Source organism: Cellulosimicrobium sp. EB106-03-01-XG111 (genome assembly GCF_058792115.1).
On record NZ_JBYTEQ010000018.1, the window covers coordinates 25316 to 45357 of the forward strand.

A 20042-nucleotide genomic window follows, 5' to 3' on the forward strand; every position below is an offset into this window, starting at 1 on the left:
CCCCTGACGCCCCTCCCACCCCTCCCACCCCTCCCGCGCCGAGCAGGCGGTCCTGGCTCGTCCGGAGATCGGGACGCGCCGGGACCACCTGCTCGCCGCGCCAGGACCGCCTGGTCAGCCCTTGACGCAGAGGAGCGTCGTGAGCCGGGCGACGACCTCGACGAGGTCGGACTGGGCGCGGACGACCTCGTCGAGGTCCTTGTAGGCGGCCGGGATCTCGTCGAGCACCCCGGCGTCCTTGCGGCACTCCACGCCGACCGTCTGGGCGGCGAGGTCGTCGAGCGTGAAGGTCTTCTTCGCCTTCGTGCGCGACATGCGGCGGCCCGCGCCGTGCGACGCCGACCAGTAGGACTCCGGGTTGCCGAGCCCGCGCACGATGTACGACCCGGTGCCCATGGACCCCGGGATGAGCCCGAGGTCGCCCTTCCCGGCCCGGATCGCGCCCTTGCGGGTCACGACGAGCTCCTGGCCGTCGACGTGCTCGACCGCGACGTAGTTGTGGTGGACGTTCACGGCCTCGTCGAACGCGATCTCGCGGCCGGGGAACGACGCGCGCACGGCGTCGACGACGAGCGTCATCATGACCGCGCGCGAGCGCGCCGCGTACTCCTGCGCCCACCACAGGTCGGCGAGGTAGGCGTCCATCTCCGGCGTGCCGCCGAGGAACACGGCGAGCTCGCGGTCGACGAGCCCCTGGTTGTGCTCCAGCCGCTTCGCGACCGCGACGTGCTGCTCCGCGAGCGTCTTGCCGATGTTGCGCGACCCGGAGTGCAGCTGGAGCCAGACCTGCCCGTCGGTGTCCGTGCAGAGCTCGACGAAGTGGTTGCCCCCGCCCAGCGTCCCCAGCTGACGGCGGGCGCGGCCCTCGATGTCCGACACGCGCCCGTGCAGCCCGGAGAACCGCGACCAGAACGCGTCCGCGCCGCGCGCGACCTCGGCCGGGCCGCGCCCGGAGATCGAGCGCAGCCGGTGCGGGTCGACCGGCTCGTCGTGCGCGTGGAACCCGACGGGGATCGCGGCCTCGATGCGCGCGCGGACCGGGCCGAGGTCGTCGGGCAGGTCCTCCGCCGTGAGCGACGTGCGGACGCCGATCATGCCGCACCCGATGTCGACGCCGACGGCGTTGGGCGACACGGCGTCGCGCATCGCGATGACCGAGCCGACGGTCGCGCCCTTGCCGAGGTGGACGTCGGGCATGACGCGCACGCCCTCGACCCACGGCAGCGCCGCGATGTTGCGCAGCTGCTGGAGCGCGGCGGGCTCGACGGCGTGCTCGTGCGCCCACATGAGGGTGGGTGCCTTCGCACCCGACAGCGGGACGGGGAACGCGTGGGCCTCGGTGCTCACGGTGCTGACCTCCTCGGGTCGTCCTGACGATCATGACGCCGCCCCGGGCGGGGCGGCGAGGTGCGCACGGGAGGACTCGAACCCCCGACGCCCGGCTCCGGAAGCCGGCGCTCTGTCCGCTGAGCTACGCGCGCTGGTGCTCCTTAACGTCGAGCAGACGGGACGCGAGGCGTCCAGGTGCCCTCGGAGGGAGTCGAACCCCCGTCTCCGCTTCCGTAGAGCGGCGTCGTGTCCGTTGGACCACGAAGGCAGTGCGTTTCACCGCGGGCGCACGACAAATGCGCACCGACGGCGGAGAATGGGAATGGCAGCACGAAAGACGCACCCGGCCAGGGCGCATTCCCGCACAAGAAAAAAGCCGCCCCGGCGATGTCCCGGGACGGCCTGTCGTGACGACGCTGTGGTCAGACGACAGGACCGCCGGAGCCGCCGGCGGGGAACGAAGACACGCTGAGATACGCCACGGGCAGCGTGACGTGCGGCTGCTCGCAGGGCAGCACGGGACGTCGCCGGTCCTGCTGGACGGGTTCGCGCACGGCACTGCTCCTCTCGGTCATGTCGGGTGGTCCACGCACCGGAATGTCGTCGACCGAGGTAGACCGTACGCGCCTTTCCCGAACCGCACAACCCCATTTCTCGAATTCGTCGGAGAATCTTCGACCGAGGCCCGCGCACCACCCGGATATCCCGCCTGCCGGCCTTTCCTCACCGCAGACGAGGTCGCCCGCTCTCCGCCCCCCGTGGCACCCCCGGCTCCCCGCGCGCCCTCCGCGCAGGGCGCGGCCTCCGCCTCCCGCGTCAGGGCTCGGCCGGTCGGGCTCCGGCGACCCGCCCCGGCCCCGGCCCCGGCGGATACTCGGCCGCTTGGCACACTTTTCTCCTCGCTGGCGCGACGGTTCTCGGCCTTCCGGGCGATCGACCGGGACTGTCGGCGGCACCGGGTAGGGTTCCGGACGTTCCGGACAGACCTCCCGACGCCGACGAACCGCGCGCGGGCCCGACGACAGGAGATGCGCCGCCATGATGGGTGCCAACCACGCCGCGACCGGCGCGGCGGCGTGGATCGCCGTGACGTCGACGGCCCCGTTCGCCCTCGGCTGGCACCCCGTGTCGTCGGTCGGGGTCATGACGGGTGCGGTCGTGTGCGCCGGGGCCGCGCTCCTGCCCGACGCTGACCACCACAACGGCACGTTCGCGCACTCGCTGCCCCCCGTGAGCGAGTGGGTGTCCGACGCCGTCGAGACGGTCGCGGGCGGGCACCGCCAGGGCACGCACTCGTTCCTCGGCATCGCGGTGTTCACCGCGCTCGCCTGGCTCGCGGGGCTCGTCACGGTCGAGACCGCGAGCTTCGGCACGGTCTACGTCGGCGGCGGGCTGCTCGCGGTGCTCCTCGTCGCGCTCGCGCTCAAGGCGCTCAAGCTCACGCGGCGCGGCAGGCTCGTGCCGTGGGCCACGTCGCTCACCGTCGCCGCGCTCGTCGCCCTGTTCTCCCCGGAGGAGTGGAACTGGCTGCCCGTCGCGGTGGGGCTCGGCGTCACGGTCCACATCCTCGGCGACGTGCTCACGACCAACGGCGCTCCCCTGCTCTGGCCGGTGAAGATCCGCTCGCCGCGCTGGGTGCGGCGCTCGCTCGTCGTCGACGACGTGTGGCGCCCGAGCGGGAGCTTCGCCCTCCCCCTGCTCGGCTCCACGGGGTCGGTGCGCGAGTGGATCCTCGCGACCGCCGTCGGGCTGTACGCGACGGTCGGGTTCGTGTGGTCGGCGCTCGACCAGATGGGCTTCGACACCCTGGGGACGTACGAGCGCGTGGTGGCCGCGATCCAGCTCCTCGCGTCCGGGGCCGCCTGAGCCGTCCCGCGAGGTCCTGAGGACGACCTCAGCCCGCGGCGCGGACGCGGGACAGGCGCGCCGTCGACCACCGCAGGACCTCCGTCAGGAGGATCGCGAGCACGCCGCACGCCAGGCCGACACCGAGCGACGCGGGGTCGGAGACGTCGAGCGAGAGCAGCGCGCGGAGCGCGGGGACGCTGAAGAGCCCGACGTAGAAGGCCACCGAGAAGCCGACCAGGAGCACCTTCCACCACGTGTACGGGCGCGCCACGACGGCGAGCACCCACAGCGCGCCCACGAGCAGGGTGACCAGGGCCGCGGTCGACGCCTGCACCTCCTCCGGGGCGAGCGTGTCCGTCGGGCCGCCCAACGACGCCCCGCCCGCGCCCGGGTCCACCACGAGGTAGCACATGAAGGTCAGGACGCCGATCGACACCCCCGCGGGCACCGCGAGCCGGAGCACCCTCGCCACGAAGCCGGGCCGGGCCCGTTCGTCGTTGGGCGCCAGGGACATCACGAACGCGGGGACCCCGATCGTGAACCATGCCGCGACGGTCACGTGGATCGGCAGGAACGGGTAGGAGACGGGGTCGGCGCCGACGAGCCACGCACCGACCCCCGCGAGGCCCACCAGGACGGCGAGCACCACCGCATACACGGTCTTGGTGAGGAAGAGGTGCGCGACCCGTTCGATGTTCCCGATCACCCGACGGCCCTCGCCGACCACGGACGGCAGCGTCGCGAAGCGGTCGTCCAGCAGCACGAGCTGCGCCACGGACCGCGCGGCGGGGCTCCCCGACCCCATGGCCACGCCGATGTCCGCGTCCTTGAGCGCGAGCACGTCGTTCACGCCGTCGCCCGTCATGGCGACGGTGTGCCCACGCGCCTGCAGCGCCCCGACGACGGCCCGCTTCTGGTCCGGCCGCACCCGGCCGAACGTCGTGGCGCCCTCGACGACGGTCGCGAGCTCCTCGCGGTCGGAGGGCAGGCTCCTGGCGTCGACCGACGTCGCGGGACCGCCCAGGCCGAGGGACCGCGCGACCGCGGCGACGGACACCGGGTTGTCGCCCGAGATCACCTTCACCGTGACGCCCTGGGCGTCGAAGTAGTCCAGGGTCTGCCGGGCGTCGGCCCGGACCCGTTGCTCGAGCGCGACGAGCGCCCGCGGGACGAGGTGCCCCGGGGCGCCTCCGCCCGGGGCGGTGGCGTCGACCGGCGCGTCGGTCGACGCGACGAGCAGCACGCGCAGGCCGTGGGCGCCGAGGTCCGTCGCCTGCTGCGCCACGTCGGACCGGGGGTCGAGCAGCACGTCCGCCGCGCCGAGGACCCAGTTCCCGCGGGGACCCTCGGCGTCCGCGAACGACATCCCGGACCACTTCGCGGCCGAGGTGAACGGGACGACGGCGGTCGCCCGCCAGGCCGGCGGCTCCGGGAACGCCTCCGCGACCGCGGCGACGGACGCGTTGGGCCGCGGGTCCAGGGCGGCGAGCGCCGCCAGGGCGCGCTCCACCTCGCTCCGGGCGCCGTCGAGCACGTCCACCCGCGCGAGGCGCATCCCGTTCTCCGTGAGCGTGCCCGTCTTGTCCGCGCACACCACGTCGACGCGCGCCAGCCCCTCGATGGCCGGCAGCTCCTGCACGAGGCACCGGCGTCGGCCGAGCCGGACCACCCCGATCGCGAAGGCCACGGACGTCAGGAGCACCAGACCCTCGGGGACCATCGGCACGAGCGCCGCGACCATGCCGAGGACGGACTGCCGGAACCCCTGCCGCGAGATGACGAGCTGGTTCACCACCGTGAGGACGCCCGCGGGGACCAGCAGCCAGGTGATGACCCGCAGGATCCTGTCGATGCCGGCACGCAGCTCCGAGCGCACGAGCGTGAACGCGCTCGCCTCGTGCGCGAGCCGCGCGGCGTACGCGTCGGCGCCGACCTCCGTCGCCCGGTAGGCGCCCGAGCCGGCCGCCACGAAGCTCCCGGACAGCAGCCGGTCCCCGGGCTGCTTGACGACCGGGTCCGACTCGCCGGTGAGGAGGGACTCGTCGACCTCGAGCGAGGTGGACTCGACCACCCGGCCGTCGACGACGACCTGGTCGCCGGCGCCGAGCTCGACCACGTCGTCGACGACGACGTCCGCCTGGTCGACCTCCGTCCCGGCCCCGTCGCGGCGCACGCGCACGGGTGCCCGCCCCACGATCGCCAGCGCGTCCAGCGTGCGCTTGGCACGCAGCTCCTGGACGATCCCGATGCCGGCGTTCGCGAGGATCGCGAGACCGAAGAGGCTGTTGACGAGCGATCCCGTGCTCAGCGCCAGGACGAGGAGGACCCCCAGCACGGCGTTGATCCGGGTCATGGTGTTCGCGCGCACGATGTCCCACGTCGTGCGCCCCGAACGGGGCGGCAGCCGGTTGACCCGGCCGTCGGCGACGCGTTCCGCGACGTCCTGCGACGTCAGTCCCGCAGCCCTCGTCGACGGCGCCGTCATGGGCCCGATCGTAGTCGTCGCAATTCCCTTGCGCCGGGCCGCGCCCGGGTGGGACGGTCCGAGGACGTCGCCCGCGCCGTCGGGCACCGGAGGAGAGGAGGAACGCCATGAGCCGGACGAGCTCCGCTCGCGTGTCCACCATCCCCGGGAGCCCCCGCCGCCGCTGACCGGTCCACGACCGCTCGCGACGACCGTCCCCGACCGCCGCCCGGCGGCCGCGGCGACGCGCGCTCCCCTCCCCCGAGGAGCCCCCGTGCCCGAGCACGACCTGCCGTACCCCGACCTCTCCCTCCCCCCGGCCCTGGCCCGGGACCCCCGCACTCCCCCGCCGCGCCGCCTGCGGCGCCTCGCCGACCTGGCCGACGCCGAGGCCGAGGCCGGCGTCCTCGACGCGGCGCTCGGCGACGACCAGCGCTGGTCCACGTGGTCTGCCGTCGAGAAGGGACAGCGCGGGCCGGAACCGCGCCCCGACTGGGTGGTGACGGCCGACGCCGCCTTCGACACCGAGCTCGGCCTGCTCAAGACCGGCAAGGAGGCGGACGTCTTCCTCCTGGAGCGGGCCGTCCCCGGCGACCCCGCGCGCCGCAGCCTGCTCGCCGCGAAGCGCTACCGCGACCTCGACCACCGCTCGTTCCGGCGCGACACCGTCTACACCGAGGACCGCCGCGTGCGCCGGACGCGCGACCGCCGCGCGCTCGACCGCAAGTCGCGCTACGGGCGCCAGGTCGCGGCCGGGCAGTGGGCCGCGGCGGAGTTCGCCGCGCTCTGCGAGCTGTGGTCGGCCGGTGCGCCCGTCCCGTACCCCGTCCAGATCGACGGCGACGAGATCCTCATGGAGTTCGTCGGCACGTCCGACGGCGTCTCGCACGAGGCCGCGCCGCGGCTCGCGCGCACGCGGCCCGACCGCGACCTCCTCGCGTCGTGGTGGGACCAGGTCCGCGACGCGATGGCCGTGCTCGCCCGGCTCGGCTACGCCCACGGCGACCTGTCGCCGTACAACGTCCTGGCGGACGGCGACCGGATCGTCGTCATCGACCTGCCGCAGGTCGTGGACCTCGTGGCGAACCCGTTCGGCACCGAGCTCCTCCTGCGCGACTGCCGCACCATGGCCACGTGGTTCGCCTCGCGCGGGCTCGAGACGGACGCGGACGAGCTCTTCGCGGTGCTGCTGGCCCAGGCGTGGTGACTCCGGGGCACGCCGACGCCGTCCGGCCGTCCGGCCGTCCGCGCGCAGCGTGCGACGATCGACCGCGTGCTGCGCCTCGCCCTCGTCGGCCTCGACTCGTCCCACGCCGACCACTACGTGCGGCTCGTGGCCGCCGAGCGGCGCTGGCCGGGCGTGCGGCTCGTGGCGCTCGTCGACGGGGACCCGGGCCGCCGGGCGGAGCTCGCCGCGGCCGGCGGGCTGTCCCTGGACGCGGCCGACGCCACCGTGCCGGACGTCGTCGGGCGGGTCGACGCCGCGATCGTCGCCCACCGCGCGGGGCGGCGGCACGGCGCCGCGACGCGTGCGCTCGTCGCGGCGGGCGTCCCGGTGCTCGTGGACAAGCCGTTCGCCGCGTCGGTGGCCGACGCGCGGGCGACGCTCGACGTGGCGCGCGCGCACGGCACGGCCGTGACGACGGCGTCCGCGCTGCGGTTCGCGCCCGAGGTCGCGGCGGCGCGCGCCGCCCTCGCGACCGCTGCCGGAGGTCCCGTCGCGCCGGTCGTCCCCACGGCACCGGCGTCGCAGCTCGGGCCTGCGGTCGAGGTGTCCGGCCCCGCGGACCCGCACGACGAGCGCGACGGGCTGTTCTTCCTCGGCATCCACGTCGTCGAGGCCGCGCGCGCCGTCGTCGACGCGCCGCCCGGAGCGGCGTGGTCGCCGCCCGTCGTGACGCGCTCGGCGGACGGGATCGTCGCCACGACGCGGCTGGGCGGTGTCGACGTCCGGCTGCTCCTCCTGGACCCGGGCGCCCACCCGACCGCGGGGTTCGCGGTCGCGGTGCGCACGTCCCGCGGCGTCGAGCGCTCGGAGATCGTGCTCGACGCCGACTACCTCGCCCCGGTGGTCGAGCACGGGCTCGCGGTCCTCGCGCCGGGGACCACCACGACCACCCCCGCCGCGGCGCGCACGACGGCGGACCCCGACGACACGGCCCGGGTCGCCGCCGAGCACGCGACGATCCTCGCCGACCTCGCGCTCCTCGAGCAGGTCGGCGCTGCCCTGCTGCCGTGAGCCCCGGGCCGCGGGCGCGCGCCGCCCGCGCCGCGGCCCGGCGGAGGGGGTAGAACGGGACCATGGAGCCCTCCACCGAGTCCTTCGACGCCGACGACGTCCGCACGTTCCTCACGACCTACGGCGTCGCGCTCTCGACGGGCGACCTCGACACGATCGGCGAGAGCTACGCCTTCCCGGCGCTCGTCGTCGGCACGACCGATGCGGTGCTCCTCGGCGACCCCGAGGACGTGCGCGCGTCGACGGCCGAGCTCGCCCGGGGGTTCCGCGAGCGCGGGCTCGTCGGCGTGGTCGCGCACCTCGTCGGGGTCGAGGAGGTCGGCGACGCGCTCGTCTGGGCGCACGCGCGCTGGAGCTACCGCGACGAGTACGCGAACGAGCAGGAGGCGCAGGAGGTGCGGTACCTGCTGCGCCGCGCGCGGGACACGTTCGAGGTGTGCGTCGCGGTGCCGGTCGGCCCGTAGGCCGCGCCCGACCACGCCCGCACGACCGACCCCCGCACGACCGACCCCCGCACGACCGACCCCGGCACGACCGACCCCCCGCACGACCGTGCCCGTCCACCGGCCGCGAGCGCCCCGGGTCAGGACAGCCGGTTGTCCCGGTCCTCCCACCGCGACGCGGCAGCCGACCGCCCGGGCAGGGCGCCGTCGTCGGGCTGGAGCGCCCGCACGACGAACGACCCCGCGGCGAGCACGACGCCCCCGGTGAACGCGACCTGCAGCACGGTGAGCAGCACGCCCACGAACCACGTGCCCGCGAACGCGTAGGTGAGGTTCATGAGGCCGACGTTCTGGACGACCGCGCTCCCGACGGCCAGGCCGACCCCGGTCCAGAGCATCGTGCGGGCGGTGAGGCGGGGCGGCATCGCGGGCTTCCTCTCGTCGGCGAGACGGTGCGGGCCCGGGGGCGTCGTCGCCCGCGCGGTACCCGGTCCGTTCCTACCATGCCGGCCACGGCGCCGCGGTCCCGCCTCGCGCGTCAGCGGAAGTCGCGCGAGGTCGTGCCGACCTGGAGCGAGAGCGGCGCGAGGTGCTCCGCGACGAGGTTCGTGGCGCCGTCGGCCCGTTCGAGCCGCCCGCGCACGACGAGCGCCGCGGACCCGCGCGCGACCTTCCGGAACCGCTGCCACAGCCCGGGCGAGCACACGACGTTGAGGATGCCCGTCTCGTCCTCGAGCGACAGGAACGTCACGCCCCCCGCGGTCCCGGGTCGCTGGCGGTGCGTGACGACGCCGCCCACGGCGACGCGCGACGGCGGGTGCGGGCGCGTGCCCGGCACCTCGCCCGCGGCGCGCTCCGCCTCGTCGACCTGCTCGATCTCGCGCGACACCGCGACGGCGCCGACGACGGTGAGCACCCCGGCCGCGGTGAGGCCGTCGCGGACGTACTGCGTCGGGTAGGAGCCGGTGGACACGCCCGTGGCCCAGACGTCGGCGACGGCGGTCTCGACGTCGGTCATGCCGGGCAGCGCCGGCGCCTCGACGCCGACGCTCACGCCCGGCAGCGTCCCCGGCCCCTCCTGCGCGAGCGCGCCGGCCGCCCACAGCGCCTCGCGTCGTGTCACGCCGAGACCGTCGGTCGCGCCGGCGGTCGCGAGCCCCTCGAGCTGGGCGGTCGTGAGGTCGACGCGCCGCACGAGGTCGCGCAGGTCGCTGAAGGGCCGCCCTTCCCCCGGTGCCTCGCGCGCCGCGACGACGCGCTCGGCCGCGTCCTTCCCCAGCCCGCGCACGCTCGCGAGCCCGAGCCGCACCCCGAGCCCGAGATCAGGCGCCGGCCCGTAGCGGGTGTCGACCCCCACCTCCCCGCCGAGCATGCGGTCGCTGCCCGTCCGGACGTCCTGAGGGTCGGCACCCGCATGCTCGGCGGGCAGCCGCTCGACCGTCGCCTCGACGTCGGACGCGTTGACGTCGGGACGCAGCACGGTGACGCCGTGGCGGCGCGCGTCCGCCACGAGCGACTGCGGCGAGTAGAACCCCATGGGCTGCGCCGCGAGCAGCCCCGCGTAGAACGCGGCGGGGTGGTGCACCTTGAGCCACGAGCTCGCGTAGACGAGGAACGCGAACGAGTACGCGTGCGACTCGGGGAACCCGAAGTCGGCGAACGCCTTGAGCTTGTCGTAGATCTCCTCGCGCACGGCCGGGTCGGTGACGCCCTTCTCCCGCATCCCGTCCATGAGCCGCCCCCGCAGCTCCTCCATGCGCTCGACCGACCGCTTGGACCCCATCGCGCGCCGGAGCTGGTCGGACTCCTTCGGGGAGAAGCCCGCGACGTCGATCGCCATCTGCATGAGCTGCTCCTGGAACAGCGGCACGCCGAGCGTCTTGCCGAGCGACTTCTCCAGCAGCGGGTGCAGGAACGTCACCTCCTCCCGCTTGCGCGCGCGGTTGATGTACGGGTGCACGGACCCGCCCTGGATGGGCCCGGGGCGGATGAGCGCGACCTCGATGACGATGTCGTAGAACCTTCGGGGTCGCAGGCGCGGGAGCGTCGCCATCTGCGCGCGCGACTCGACCTGGAACACGCCGACGGTGTCGGCCGCGCACAGCAGGTCGTACACCGCCGGGTCGTCCTCGGGCAGCGTGTGCAGCGCGAGGCGCGGGCCGCCCTCGTGCCGTTCCACGAGGTCGAACCCGATGCGCAGCGCCGTGAGCATCCCGAGGCCCAGGAGGTCGAACTTCACGAGCCCCGCGTCCGCGCAGTCCTCCTTGTCCCACTGCAGGACGGTGCGGCCCTCCATGCGCGCCCACTCCACGGGGCACACCTCGATGACCGGGCGGTCGCACATGACCATGCCGCCCGAGTGGATGCCCAGGTGCCGCGGGAGGCGCAGCATCCGGTCGGCGAGGTCGAGCACCGCGTCCGGGATCTCGCCCTCCTGCGCGGCCGACGGCGGCCGGTGCGCGGGCACGACGTCGTGCGTGTCGTCCGCGCGCAGGACGTCGCCCTCGTCCACCGCGAGCGGGTCGACGACGCGCGCGCCCCGGCCCGTGAGGTCGGGCGACCAGTCCCGGCTCCCCCACAGGCGCGACGTCGCGGCGTCCTTCCGGGCGGTGCGCGTCGTGACCCGCGGGGCGGCCGGGCCGGTGGACCCCGGGGTCTTCGCCGCGATCGCCCGCTCCTTCGCCGCCCGGTCCGCCGCGGGCGACGACGGGTCGGGACCGCGCAGCGACCCCCATCGCTCGATCGACTTGCTCCACGCGTCGGCCTGCCCGACGTCGTACCCGAGCGCCCGGGCCGCGTCGCGCACCGCCGACTTCGGCCGGTAGGAGATGACGTTCGCGACCTGCGCGGCGTGCGTGCGCCCGAACGTCGCGTAGACGTGCTGGATGACCTCCTCGCGCCGCGCCGACTCGATGTCGATGTCGATGTCCGGCGGGCCGTCGCGCTCGGGCGCGAGGAAGCGCTCGAACAGCAGGCCGTGCTTCACCGCGTCGACGGCCGTGATGCCGAGCGCGTAGCAGACCGCGGAGTTCGCGGCCGACCCGCGGCCCTGGGCGAGGATCCCGTTCCTGCGGCAGAACTCGACGAGGTCGTAGACGACGAGGAAGTACCCCGGGAAGTGCAGGTCCTCGATGACGCGCAGCTCGTGGTCGATCTGCGCCCACGCGCCCCTGATCTTCTCCTGGCCGCGCGGCCCGTACCGGCCCTCGCCGCCGCGCCGCACGAGCTCGCGCAGCCACGTGGCCTCCGTGTGCCCGTCCGGCACCGGGTAGGGCGGCAGGTCGGGCGCGACGAGGTGCAGGTCGAACGCGCACTCGTCCCCCAGCGCGGCCGCGGTCGCGACGGCCTGCGGGTGCCGGGGGTGGCGCGCGAGCATCTCCGCCGCGGAGCGCAGGTGCGTCGTCGGGGCACCGGGCAGCCAGCCGTCGAGGTCGTCGAGCGACGAGCGCGCGCGCACGGCCGCGAGCGCCCCCGCGAGGTCGGCGTCGCGCGGGTGCGCGTAGTGCGCGGCGGTCGTCGCCACGAGCGGCAGCCGGGCCTCGGCGGCGAGGTCGGCGAGCGCCGCGTGCAGGTCGGCGTCGCGCGGGTCGTCGGTCGTGGTGATCTCGACGGCGACGTTGTCGGCGCCGAAGAGGGCCACGAGGCGGTCGAGCTCGCGGCGGGCCGCGGCGCGCCCGGACGTGACGAGCGCGCGCCGCACCGCGCCCTTGCGGCACCCGGTGAGCACGAGCCACTGCCCGGCGGCCTCCGCCGCGAGCTGTTCGAGGCGGTAGTCGGCGGCACCCTTGGTGCCCGTCGCGAGGTGCGCGGTCGCGATCGCGCGCGACAGGTTGCGGTAGCCCTGCGTGCCGCGCGCGAGCACGAGCAGGTGGGTCGAGCGCGGGTCGGGGACGCCGGTGGGCGGGTCGAGCACGGGCGCGCCGGTCCCGGTCGGCGCGGGCAGGTGCAGCTCGGACCCGAAGACCGTGGGGAGCCCGACCTTGCGCGCGGCCTCGGCGAAGCGTACGACGCCGTACAGGCCGTCGTGGTCGGTGACGGCGAGCGCCGACAGCCCGAGCCGCGCGCCCTCGGCGGCGAGCTCCTCGGGGTGGGACGCGCCGTCGAGGAAGCTGAACGCGGAGTGCGCGTGGAGCTCGGCGTAGCGCGGGCCGGCGGTGCGGTCAGTCATACAAGCCCTCCACGGTCCAGCGCCCGCGCGCGCTCGCGAGGAGCAGGCCGCGGCCGTCGTCGAGCAGGACCTGGACGTGCACGCGGCGCCGGGGCGCGGGCGTCCACCAGCGCTCGGCGAGCGGCCACGGCCCGGCCCAGTCCACGACGGCACGCGCGGACCCGGGCCCGGGCAGCGCCGTCTCGTCCCGGGGTGCCGCCGCGCGACGCGGGCCCTCCTCCGGCGCGGGGGCGGGCCACCGCACGGTCGCGGGCTCGCCGGTCATCGCGAGGCGCGCGTCGACGACGACGGGCCGCCCGGCGTCGTCGAGCACGACGACGTCCTGCGGCTCGACGGGCACGAGCGCGGGGGCCGGGCTCGGCAGCGCGCCGGGCCACGGCAGGGCCGGGTCGCGCGGGCGCGCGACGTCCTCCCCGAACGGCACGAGGTGCACGCGGTCGGTCGCGTCGCGGCCGCCCTGGACCTGGACGCGCAGGACGGCGTCGCCGCCGAGGATGCCCTGCACGCGCCCGAGCGCGCGATGGGCGCGTGCGTCCTCGCCGCTCGACGCGCCCCACAGGCGCGGCTGCTCCGCCCCCGCGGGGACGACCTCCTCGGCCGTGAGGGACAGGCGGGCCAGCGGCGCGACGCCCGGGACGACGTCGGCCCCGCCGGGCGAGCCGTGCTCGCCGCCACGGCGCGCGGCCCGGGCCGCGCGCCCGGCGCGGACGGACGTGGTGGTGAGCCAGCCCTCGAGCTGCCACCGGACCTTGTCCGTGAGGCGCGCCGGGCTCATCGCGCCCGGCCCGTCGAGCCGCCAGGTGCGCTCGAGGTCGTCGCCCTCGACGGTCCGCGCGGTGATGCGCAGGCGCCCGGCGACGAGCGAGCGCGCGACGAGCTGGTCGTGCAGGTCCTCGGAGAGCCGCCGCGCGGCGAAGGTCGCGACGTCGACGCGCTCGGCGGGCGGGTCGAGCTCGGCGCTCACCGCGACGTCGGGCTCGACGCGGCGCCGCGCGGGCGGGCGCAGGTCCTCGCCGCGCGCGAGCCGGTGCGCCCACGCGCCGAGGTCGCCGAAGCGTCCCTCGACGGTCGCGGGCGGCAGGGCCGCGAGCGCCCCGAGGGTCCGCACGCCGAGCCGGCCCAGGAGGTCCACGAGCTCGTCGACCGCGACGGCGGCGTCCGGGCGGGCGGTGACGTGCACGAGGTCGCGCGCCGGCCGGGGCGCGAGGAACGCGGCGGAGCGGCCGGGCGGGACGACGGCGGCGTCCCGTGCGGCGAGCACGGCGGCGAGGATGCCGTCGGCGACGCCCACCTGGCTCTCGTGGCCGGTGCGCTCGGCGACGCGCGCGACGAGCGCCTCCGCGAGCGCGGCGTCGGACCCGTGGTAGCGGCTCGCCCCGGCGGCGGGCAGGAGCAGCAGGCCGGGCCGGGTGATCTCCAGCCCCGCGACGACGGTCTCGGCCGCGAGCGCGACGGGCTCGAACTCGCGGGCGTCGCGCGCGTCGTCGACGTCGAGCAGCTCGAGCTCGGGGCAGCACTCGCGGGCCCGACGGCGGCGCATGCCCCGGCGCACGCCCTGGGCGCGCGCGGTCGCGGAGACGGCGACGACGCGGCGGCCGTCGTGCGTCGCGGCGGGGACGTGCGCGGGGACGTCGCGCACCGCCATCGCCGCGAGCACCGGCCAGTCCGGCACCCACAGGGCGGCCGTGCGGGTCGGGCTCGTGCTCATCCGACGAGCCGGAGCCGGGAGGGCCGGTCGGGGTCCTCGACCGGCGCGGGGCCGGTGCGGGTCGTGCGGGCGGTCACGGCGGTCTCGGCCGCGGTGGCGCCGGTCCCGGCCGCCGGCCGGGTGCCGCGGGCGTCCTCGGCGAGGAACGCGGGCCAGTCGTCGTGGGCGAGCGGGAGCTCGACCTCGACCCGCGTGGGGCGCGCGGCTCCCCCGCGGCCCGCGCGCTCGACGACGAGGGTACGACGGCGCAGCCAGCCCGCGCCGCGGTCCGCCCCGGACCAGCCGCCGCCCGTCACGGTGAGCGCGACGTGCGCGCCCGGCCACGTCCCCGCGGCGACGAGCAGCGCCCCGCGCTCGCGCGCCCGTGCGGCCAGGCGCCGTCGGTCGGGGTCGGTGAGGGCGGCGTCGGGCCCGACGACCACGACGTCCAGGCCGTCGACGAGCGCCGAGATCGCGAGCGCCGCGTCCGGGCCGGGCCGCGGGACGAGCACCACGCGGCCGAGGTCGGCGCCGGCGTCGGCGGCCGCGAGCAGCCCCACGGCGGGGAACCCGACGGCGGCGGTCCACGCCCCGGACCGCGACGGCCGCGCGACGAGCGCGAGCAGGAGGCTCGTCGAGCCACGCACCGCCAGCACGGTGCCGCGCTGCAGGGCGCCGAGCGGGAGGAGCGGCGCGAGCGCGTCGTGCACCGGCCACCACCGCTCGTCCGTGCCCACGTCCCGGCTCGCGCCCGAGGCCGTGGCGTGGCGCGTGCGGGCGCGCGCCGGAGGTTCGGGCGGCGCGGCAGGGGCGGGCCGGACGACCGGCGACGAGACGACGTCCGCGAGCGGGGCGACCTCGGCGAGGAGGGCGGTGCCGGCGCGCGGGGCGATTTCGGCGCGCGGGGCGGTCTCGGTGCGCGGGGCGACGGCCGGTGCCGCCGGGGCCGTGAGCGGTTCGGGGGGCGCGGGGGCGACGACGGGGCGGTGTCGGCGGACCCCCGTACGCTCCTCCGCGCGGCGCAGGACGGCGCGGGCCCGCTCGGCCTTGTCGACGGCCGCTCCCGTCGTCTGGCCGGACGCTCCCGCCCGCTCGGCGGGGTCGGCGAGAAGGGTCATCTCGCCTCCCGGGGTGGTGCTCGGACGGGACGCGCACCGCGCGTCGACTGCTGCGGGCGGCGTGCTGCACCCGCTGAACGTTCGAACAGACGTTCGAACACTTCCAGTGAACGACCGCCGCTCCGAGGTGTCAACTCCGCAGGTCGGAGGCGCCTGCTTCGTCCGAGATGCCCACCCCAACCCTCGACCCCCGCTGGAGACTTGCCCGAAACCCTCGACCTCTACCTGACCCTCCTCCCCCGCCGACCATGCGGCTGTCGCCCGTCCGGCGGGCGGCACGGGCCGCGACCGCATGCTCGGCGGGTTCGAGGGGCGTGTTCGGCATCCGGCCTCTTCCGCGCGGCGGCCCGCCGGGGTGGCAGGCTGGCGGCATGGACGCCCGCACGACGCTGCCCACGCTCGGCTCGCTCACCTGGGAGCCGGCGCTCGACCACCTCGACCTCGTCGCCCCCGTGACCGCCGACGCGCTGCGCCGGTGGGCCGACGCCGAGCCGGACGTCGCGACGCTCGTCGCCGTGACGGAGATCCACCCCGACCTCGCCGACACCGCGACGCTCAACGCCGCGTTCGACCTGCCCGTCGAGGCGTCGGCGAACTGCGTCGTCGTGGGCGGCACCCGGGCGGGCGACGAGCGTGTTGCCGCCGCCGTCGTGCGGGCGCACACACGCGCCGACGTCAACACGCGCATCCGCAAGCTGCTCGACGTGCGCAAGGCGTCGTTCCTGCCGACCGACCGTGCGACGGCGGAGTCCGGCATGGAGTACGGCGGGATCACGCCCGTCGGGCTGCCCGAGGGGTGGCGCGTGCTCGTCGACTCCCGCGTGGTGACCGACGGCGCGCTCGCGCTGGTCGGGAGCGGCGTGCGGCGCTCGAAGCTGCTGCTCCCCGGAGACCTCCTCGGGCGCCTGCCCGGCGTCGAGGTCGTCGAGGACCTCGCCGTCCCGGTGGCCTGACGCACCCCCTCTCCGAGCACGACCCGAGACGCCCTGGGCATCCCCGACGACCCTCAGGTCGTGCTCGGCGGTCAGTCCTCCAGGACGACGAGCCGCTGCGTCGCGCGCGTCATCGCGACGTAGCGGTCCACGGCTCCCTCGACGCCGTCGCCGAACGCGCGCGGGTCCACGAGCACCACGAGGTCGAACTCGAGGCCCTTCGCCGTCTCGGGCGTGAGCCACCGCACCCGCGCGGACCCGCCACCGACGTCACCGACCTTGCCGTCCGACCCGTCACCGACCCTGCCGTCCGACCCGGCGCCGGACGGCTCGGTGGCACCGATGACGCACGCCGTGCCGTCCGCGTGCTCGGCGAGCCACGCGTCGAGGACCGCGTCGAGGTCCGCGACCGGCCCGTGGGTGACGGGCACGCCCGTGCTGCGCACCGACGTCGGGACGTTCGCGTCCGGGAGCGCGGCCCGGACGACGGGCTCCGCCTCGGCCATGATCTCCCGCGGCGTGCGGTAGTTGACGCTCAGCGACGCCTCCTCGACGCGGGCGAAGCCCACGCCCGCGAGCCGCTCGCGCCAGCTCTCCGGGAAGCCGTGGCGTGCCTGGGCCCGGTCCCCGACGACCGTGAGGCTGCGCGACGGGCAGCGGCTGAGGACCATCTGCCACTCGGCGTCGGTGAGCTCCTGCGCCTCGTCGACGACGACGTGCGCGAACGGCCCCGCGAGGCGGTCCGGGGTCGCGACGACGAGCGCGCCGTCGTCCCCGAGCGCGTCGCGCAGGTCCTGGCCGCGCAGCATCTGCATGACCCCGAGCTCGCTGTCGTCGGTCGCGACGAGGTGGTCGACGACGTCGTCCATGCGCGCGCGCTCCGCCGCGACGACGGCCTCGTTGCGGCGGCGTCGGCGCGACGTCTCCGGGTCACCGAGCCGACGGCGCGCGGCGTCGAGCAGCGGCAGGTCCGCCGTCGTCCACGCGTGCGCGTCCGGGCGCTGGAGCGCGCGCACCTGCTCGGGCGTGAGCGACGGCGCGCACAGGCGCAGGTAGGCGGGCACGGACCACAGGTCGGCGACGAGGTCCGTCGGCTCGACGAGCGGCCACGCGCGGTCGAACGCGGCGCCGAGCCCGCGGTGGCCGCGCAGGGCGCGGCGCACGTCGTCGGCCTCGACGTCCGCACCGTCCTCCGCGGCTCCCCCGCAGGCCTTGTCCACGAGGATCTCGACGAGCGCGCCCCACACGTCGTCGCGCGCCTCGTTGTGCGGGGTGCCCGGGTCGACGGACTCGAACGCCTCGGCCCAGTCGGCGGTGGAGAGCCAGACGTCGGCCCACGGCGTCTCGACCTCCATGCCCTCGGCGGGCGGGCGCTCGGAGAACCGCACGGCGGGCTCGATCGCGGCGACGAGCCCCGCCGACGCCTTGAGCCGCGCCACCTCGGGGTCGACCTCGGCACGCGCCGTCGCACCCTCGGGGACGAGGTCGCGCAGCGTGCAGGTCTGCACGCCCTCCTCGCCGAGGCCCGGCAGCACGTCGGCCACGTACGCGAGGTAGGGACGACTGGGCCCGACGACGAGCACCCCGCCGCGCCCACCACCGTGCCCGCTCTCGTGCCCGCCGCCCACGTGCGGGTCGGCGTACAGCAGGTAGGCGGCGCGGTGCAGCGCCACGACCGTCTTGCCCGTGCCGGGGCCGCCGTCGACGACGAGCGCGCCCCGGGAGCCAGCGCGCACGATCGCGTCCTGGTCGGCCTGGATCGTGCCGAGCACGTCGCGCATCCGCGGGGACCTGCTCGCGCCGAGGCTCGCGACGAACGCCGACTGGTCGTCGAGCGCCGCGCTCGACCCGGCGCCGTCGGGCACGAGCTCCTCGTCCCAGTAGTCGGTGACGCGCCCGCGCGCCCACCGGTACCGACGCCGCGCCGCGAGGCCGAGCGGCTGCGCGGGCGTGGCCGCGAAGTACGGCTCGGCGGCGGGCGAGCGCCAGTCGACGAGCAGGCGCTCCCCCGCCGGGTCGGTGAGGCCCACGCGGCCCACGTACACCGGGGCGGACCCGTCGGCGAACGTCATGCGGCCCAGGCACAGGTCGACGCCGTAGCGCTGCAGCAGCCGCAACCGGCCGCTGAGCCGGTGGATCTCCTGGTCGCGCTCGAGCGCCTCGGTCCCGCTCCCGCCGGGTGCGCGACGGGCCGCGTCGAGGCGCTGCGCGAGGTCGGCGACGGAGTGCTCGAGGCTCGCCGCGATCGCGGCGAAGTGGCGCTCGTCGGTGTCGACGAGCGCGGGGTCGGCCTTCGCGGCCAGGCGGGTGGGCAGCTCGAAGAACGGTGCGGGCTGCGGGTCCTGGCCCGCGGTCGGGTGGGTCGACGGACGGCTGGACGGGTCGGTGGTGCGGGCGGCGGTCACGGGGGCGTCGGGCAACGTCATCAGCTCCGGTCCGGGTCCTGCGGAGGGACGCACGGGCCACGACGACCCGCGCACGAGCGGAGATTCTGCGCCGCCGAGGGGGCCTTGCCGCAAGACCCCCCGTGCGCTATACCTTGGAAAGGGAGGCCGCTCAGGCCTCCCTCTCTCGTCGCCGGACGTCGTGCCGGCGCACTCGGTGGCGACGCTCCGGCCCGGTCGCCGACCAGCCGGCCGCAGCCGGCCCGTGCTGACGCTCTCCCGAGATGCGAGAAGTGGCCCCGCACCGTGCTCGGTGCGGGGCCACTTCTCGCGTCTCGACGGGATCTCTCGACCGGATCGCGGAACGCGTCAGCTCTCGGCGCGACCCTCGCGCCAGTAGCCCATGAACGCGACGGCGCGGCGGTCGACGCCGAGGTCGGCGACGAGGTGGCGGCGCAGCGTCTTGATGGCGCTCGCCTCGCCCGCGAGCCACGCGTAGAGGACGGTCTCCTCGTCGAGGAGCCCGGGGACCTCCCAGAGGATCGACGCGTCGACGTCGACGTCCTCGAGGTCCTCCGCGGTGCGGCACTGGACGGGCGGGTCCGTCCCGAGGACGCCCGCACCGAGCATGCGTGCGGCGGCCTCCTTGACGGCCGGCACGAGGCGCGCACCGTGGGCGTCGTGCGGCCCGCCGGGGACGTCGTCGCGCGCGAGGAACGTCACGCGCACCCCGGGCGGGGTCACGAGGTCGCGTGCGTCGCCCACGTGCGGGACCTCGACGTAGACCTCGCCCCACGCGTCGGCGGGCAGGTCCTCGCAGATCGCCGCGATGGCGGGCAGCGCGGTCTCGTCGCCCGCGAGCAGGAGCGCGTGCGGGCGGGTGGGCGGGCGGAACTCGATGCCGCCCGCCGGGCCGTCGAACGTGGCGTCCGGGCCGAGCAGGACGAGCGGCGTGCCGACCTCGGCGGCGAGCGCCCAGCGCGACGCGGGGCCGGCGTCGCCGTGCAGCACGACGTCCACGTCGACCTCGCGCGCCTCGGGGCGCACCGCGACGGTCGTGTAGGTGCGCAGCGGGTTGCGGCGCTCCTCCGGCTGGTCGCGCCATGCGGCGTACCAGGACTCGGCGTCGCGCACGAGGTGCTCGTAGCCGCCGTCGGGCGCGGGGAGCACGAACTTGATCCGGACGTCGAGACCCGGGTCGCCGAAGAGGTCGAGCTCGGGGCCGGTGAAGGTGAAGCGGCGGAAGCTCGGCGAGAGCTGCTCGACCCGCGCCACCTCGACGTCGAAGAAGCGCCAGGGGGCGGTCGCACGGGCGACGGGACGACGAGCGCGGGTGCGGGGTGCGACGACGGTCTGGCTCACACAGGTGAGGCTAACCTACGCGCCCACGGCGGGGTCAACCCGTCCGGGACGCGGACCTGCGCCCGGCA

13 protein-coding genes and 2 tRNA genes are annotated in these 20042 nt (G+C 76.3%); 5 read left to right on the forward strand and 10 right to left on the reverse strand.

From position 1 onward, the window contains the following. Positions 1 to 114: 114 nt before the first annotated feature. From AC3WT4_RS14455 to AC3WT4_RS14465, 3 genes are all read right to left on the reverse strand, one after another. The gene (locus AC3WT4_RS14455; RefSeq protein WP_400111348.1) at positions 115 to 1287 is read right to left on the reverse strand and encodes an RtcB family protein; all 1173 of its coding nucleotides are present in this window, start codon (positions 1285 to 1287) and stop codon (positions 115 to 117) included. A 121-nt stretch (positions 1288 to 1408) separates the two neighbouring features. Continuing rightward, positions 1409 to 1481: transfer RNA gene (locus tag AC3WT4_RS14460), tRNA-Arg, on the reverse strand. A gap of 44 nt (positions 1482 to 1525) precedes the next feature. Beyond that, positions 1526 to 1597: transfer RNA gene (locus AC3WT4_RS14465), tRNA-Arg, on the reverse strand. 770 nt (positions 1598 to 2367) lie between these two features. Between AC3WT4_RS14465 and AC3WT4_RS14470 the strand changes: the two genes are divergently transcribed. Further along, positions 2368 to 3195, forward strand: coding sequence for a metal-dependent hydrolase (locus AC3WT4_RS14470; protein WP_492315763.1), 828 nt, complete (start codon positions 2368 to 2370; stop codon positions 3193 to 3195). Between the two features lie 28 nt (positions 3196 to 3223). Here AC3WT4_RS14470 and AC3WT4_RS14475 read toward each other — a convergent pair whose 3' ends face one another. Then, the gene (locus AC3WT4_RS14475) at positions 3224 to 5662 is read right to left on the reverse strand and encodes an HAD-IC family P-type ATPase (protein WP_108046801.1); all 2439 of its coding nucleotides are present in this window, start codon (positions 5660 to 5662) and stop codon (positions 3224 to 3226) included. 355 nt (positions 5663 to 6017) lie between these two features. Here AC3WT4_RS14475 and AC3WT4_RS14480 point away from each other — a divergent pair, with 355 nt between their 5' ends. The 3 genes from AC3WT4_RS14480 (at position 6018) to AC3WT4_RS14490 (ending at position 8344) form a co-directional block, all read left to right on the forward strand. Further along, positions 6018 to 6848 (forward strand): serine protein kinase RIO, encoded by an 831-nt coding sequence (locus AC3WT4_RS14480; protein ID WP_492315804.1) that lies wholly within the window; start codon positions 6018 to 6020, stop codon positions 6846 to 6848. A gap of 66 nt (positions 6849 to 6914) precedes the next feature. Further along, entirely contained in the window at positions 6915 to 7880 is a 966-nt protein-coding gene (locus tag AC3WT4_RS14485) for a Gfo/Idh/MocA family oxidoreductase (protein ID WP_108046799.1), read from the forward strand. 62 nt (positions 7881 to 7942) lie between these two features. Further along, positions 7943 to 8344 (forward strand): DUF6841 family protein, encoded by a 402-nt coding sequence (locus AC3WT4_RS14490; protein WP_074806972.1) that lies wholly within the window; start codon positions 7943 to 7945, stop codon positions 8342 to 8344. 119 nt (positions 8345 to 8463) lie between these two features. On the opposite strand, the gene AC3WT4_RS14495 is transcribed toward AC3WT4_RS14490, so the two are convergent. From AC3WT4_RS14495 to imuA', 4 genes are all read right to left on the reverse strand, one after another. After that, entirely contained in the window at positions 8464 to 8748 is a 285-nt protein-coding gene (locus AC3WT4_RS14495; protein ID WP_074806975.1) for a hypothetical protein, read from the reverse strand. Between the two features lie 113 nt (positions 8749 to 8861). Then, positions 8862 to 12491: an error-prone DNA polymerase gene (locus tag AC3WT4_RS14500; protein ID WP_492315764.1), complete on the reverse strand. Its 3630-nt coding sequence runs from the start codon at positions 12489 to 12491 to the stop codon at positions 8862 to 8864. Further along, positions 12484 to 14199: a DNA polymerase Y family protein gene (locus AC3WT4_RS14505; protein ID WP_492315765.1), complete on the reverse strand. Its 1716-nt coding sequence runs from the start codon at positions 14197 to 14199 to the stop codon at positions 12484 to 12486. Before AC3WT4_RS14505 ends, AC3WT4_RS14500 begins: the two co-directional genes overlap by 8 nt. Beyond that, entirely contained in the window at positions 14196 to 15296 is a 1101-nt protein-coding gene (imuA', locus tag AC3WT4_RS14510) for a DnaE2-dependent mutagenesis accessory factor ImuA' (protein WP_492315766.1), read from the reverse strand. The genes AC3WT4_RS14505 and imuA' overlap by 4 nt, the downstream gene beginning before the upstream one ends. Positions 15297 to 15667: 371 nt before the next feature. Here imuA' and AC3WT4_RS14515 point away from each other — a divergent pair, with 371 nt between their 5' ends. Further along, entirely contained in the window at positions 15668 to 16249 is a 582-nt protein-coding gene (locus AC3WT4_RS14515) for a YbaK/EbsC family protein (protein WP_492315767.1), read from the forward strand. A gap of 71 nt (positions 16250 to 16320) precedes the next feature. Here the strand turns inward: AC3WT4_RS14515 and helR are convergent, their stop codons facing one another. Both helR and AC3WT4_RS14525 read right to left on the reverse strand, forming a co-directional pair. After that, on the reverse strand, positions 16321 to 18654 hold the full coding sequence (helR, locus tag AC3WT4_RS14520) for an RNA polymerase recycling motor ATPase HelR (protein ID WP_492315768.1): 2334 nt from the start codon (positions 18652 to 18654) through the stop codon (positions 16321 to 16323). Positions 18655 to 18981: 327 nt separating this feature from the next. Further along, entirely contained in the window at positions 18982 to 19974 is a 993-nt protein-coding gene (locus tag AC3WT4_RS14525; protein WP_043656901.1) for a siderophore-interacting protein, read from the reverse strand. Positions 19975 to 20042: the final 68 nt, after the last annotated feature.

What these genes read in the sequence shown, in the direction of transcription:
- AC3WT4_RS14455 (WP_400111348.1), bottom strand. Translation starts at nt 1,287, where the DNA reads ATGTGGGCGCACGAGCACGCCGTCGAGCCCGCCGCGCTCCAGCAGCTG.
- AC3WT4_RS14470 (WP_492315763.1), top strand. Translation starts at nt 2,368, where the DNA reads ATGATGGGTGCCAACCACGCCGCGACCGGCGCGGCGGCGTGGATCGCC.
- AC3WT4_RS14475 (WP_108046801.1), bottom strand. Translation starts at nt 5,662, where the DNA reads ATGACGGCGCCGTCGACGAGGGCTGCGGGACTGACGTCGCAGGACGTC.
- AC3WT4_RS14490 (WP_074806972.1), top strand. Translation starts at nt 7,943, where the DNA reads ATGGAGCCCTCCACCGAGTCCTTCGACGCCGACGACGTCCGCACGTTC.
- AC3WT4_RS14495 (WP_074806975.1), bottom strand. Translation starts at nt 8,748, where the DNA reads ATGCCGCCCCGCCTCACCGCCCGCACGATGCTCTGGACCGGGGTCGGC.
- AC3WT4_RS14500 (WP_492315764.1), bottom strand. Translation starts at nt 12,491, where the DNA reads ATGACTGACCGCACCGCCGGCCCGCGCTACGCCGAGCTCCACGCGCAC.
- AC3WT4_RS14505 (WP_492315765.1), bottom strand. Translation starts at nt 14,199, where the DNA reads ATGAGCACGAGCCCGACCCGCACGGCCGCCCTGTGGGTGCCGGACTGG.
- imuA' (WP_492315766.1), bottom strand. Translation starts at nt 15,296, where the DNA reads ATGACCCTTCTCGCCGACCCCGCCGAGCGGGCGGGAGCGTCCGGCCAG.
- AC3WT4_RS14515 (WP_492315767.1), top strand. Translation starts at nt 15,668, where the DNA reads ATGGACGCCCGCACGACGCTGCCCACGCTCGGCTCGCTCACCTGGGAG.
- helR (WP_492315768.1), bottom strand. Translation starts at nt 18,654, where the DNA reads ATGACGTTGCCCGACGCCCCCGTGACCGCCGCCCGCACCACCGACCCG.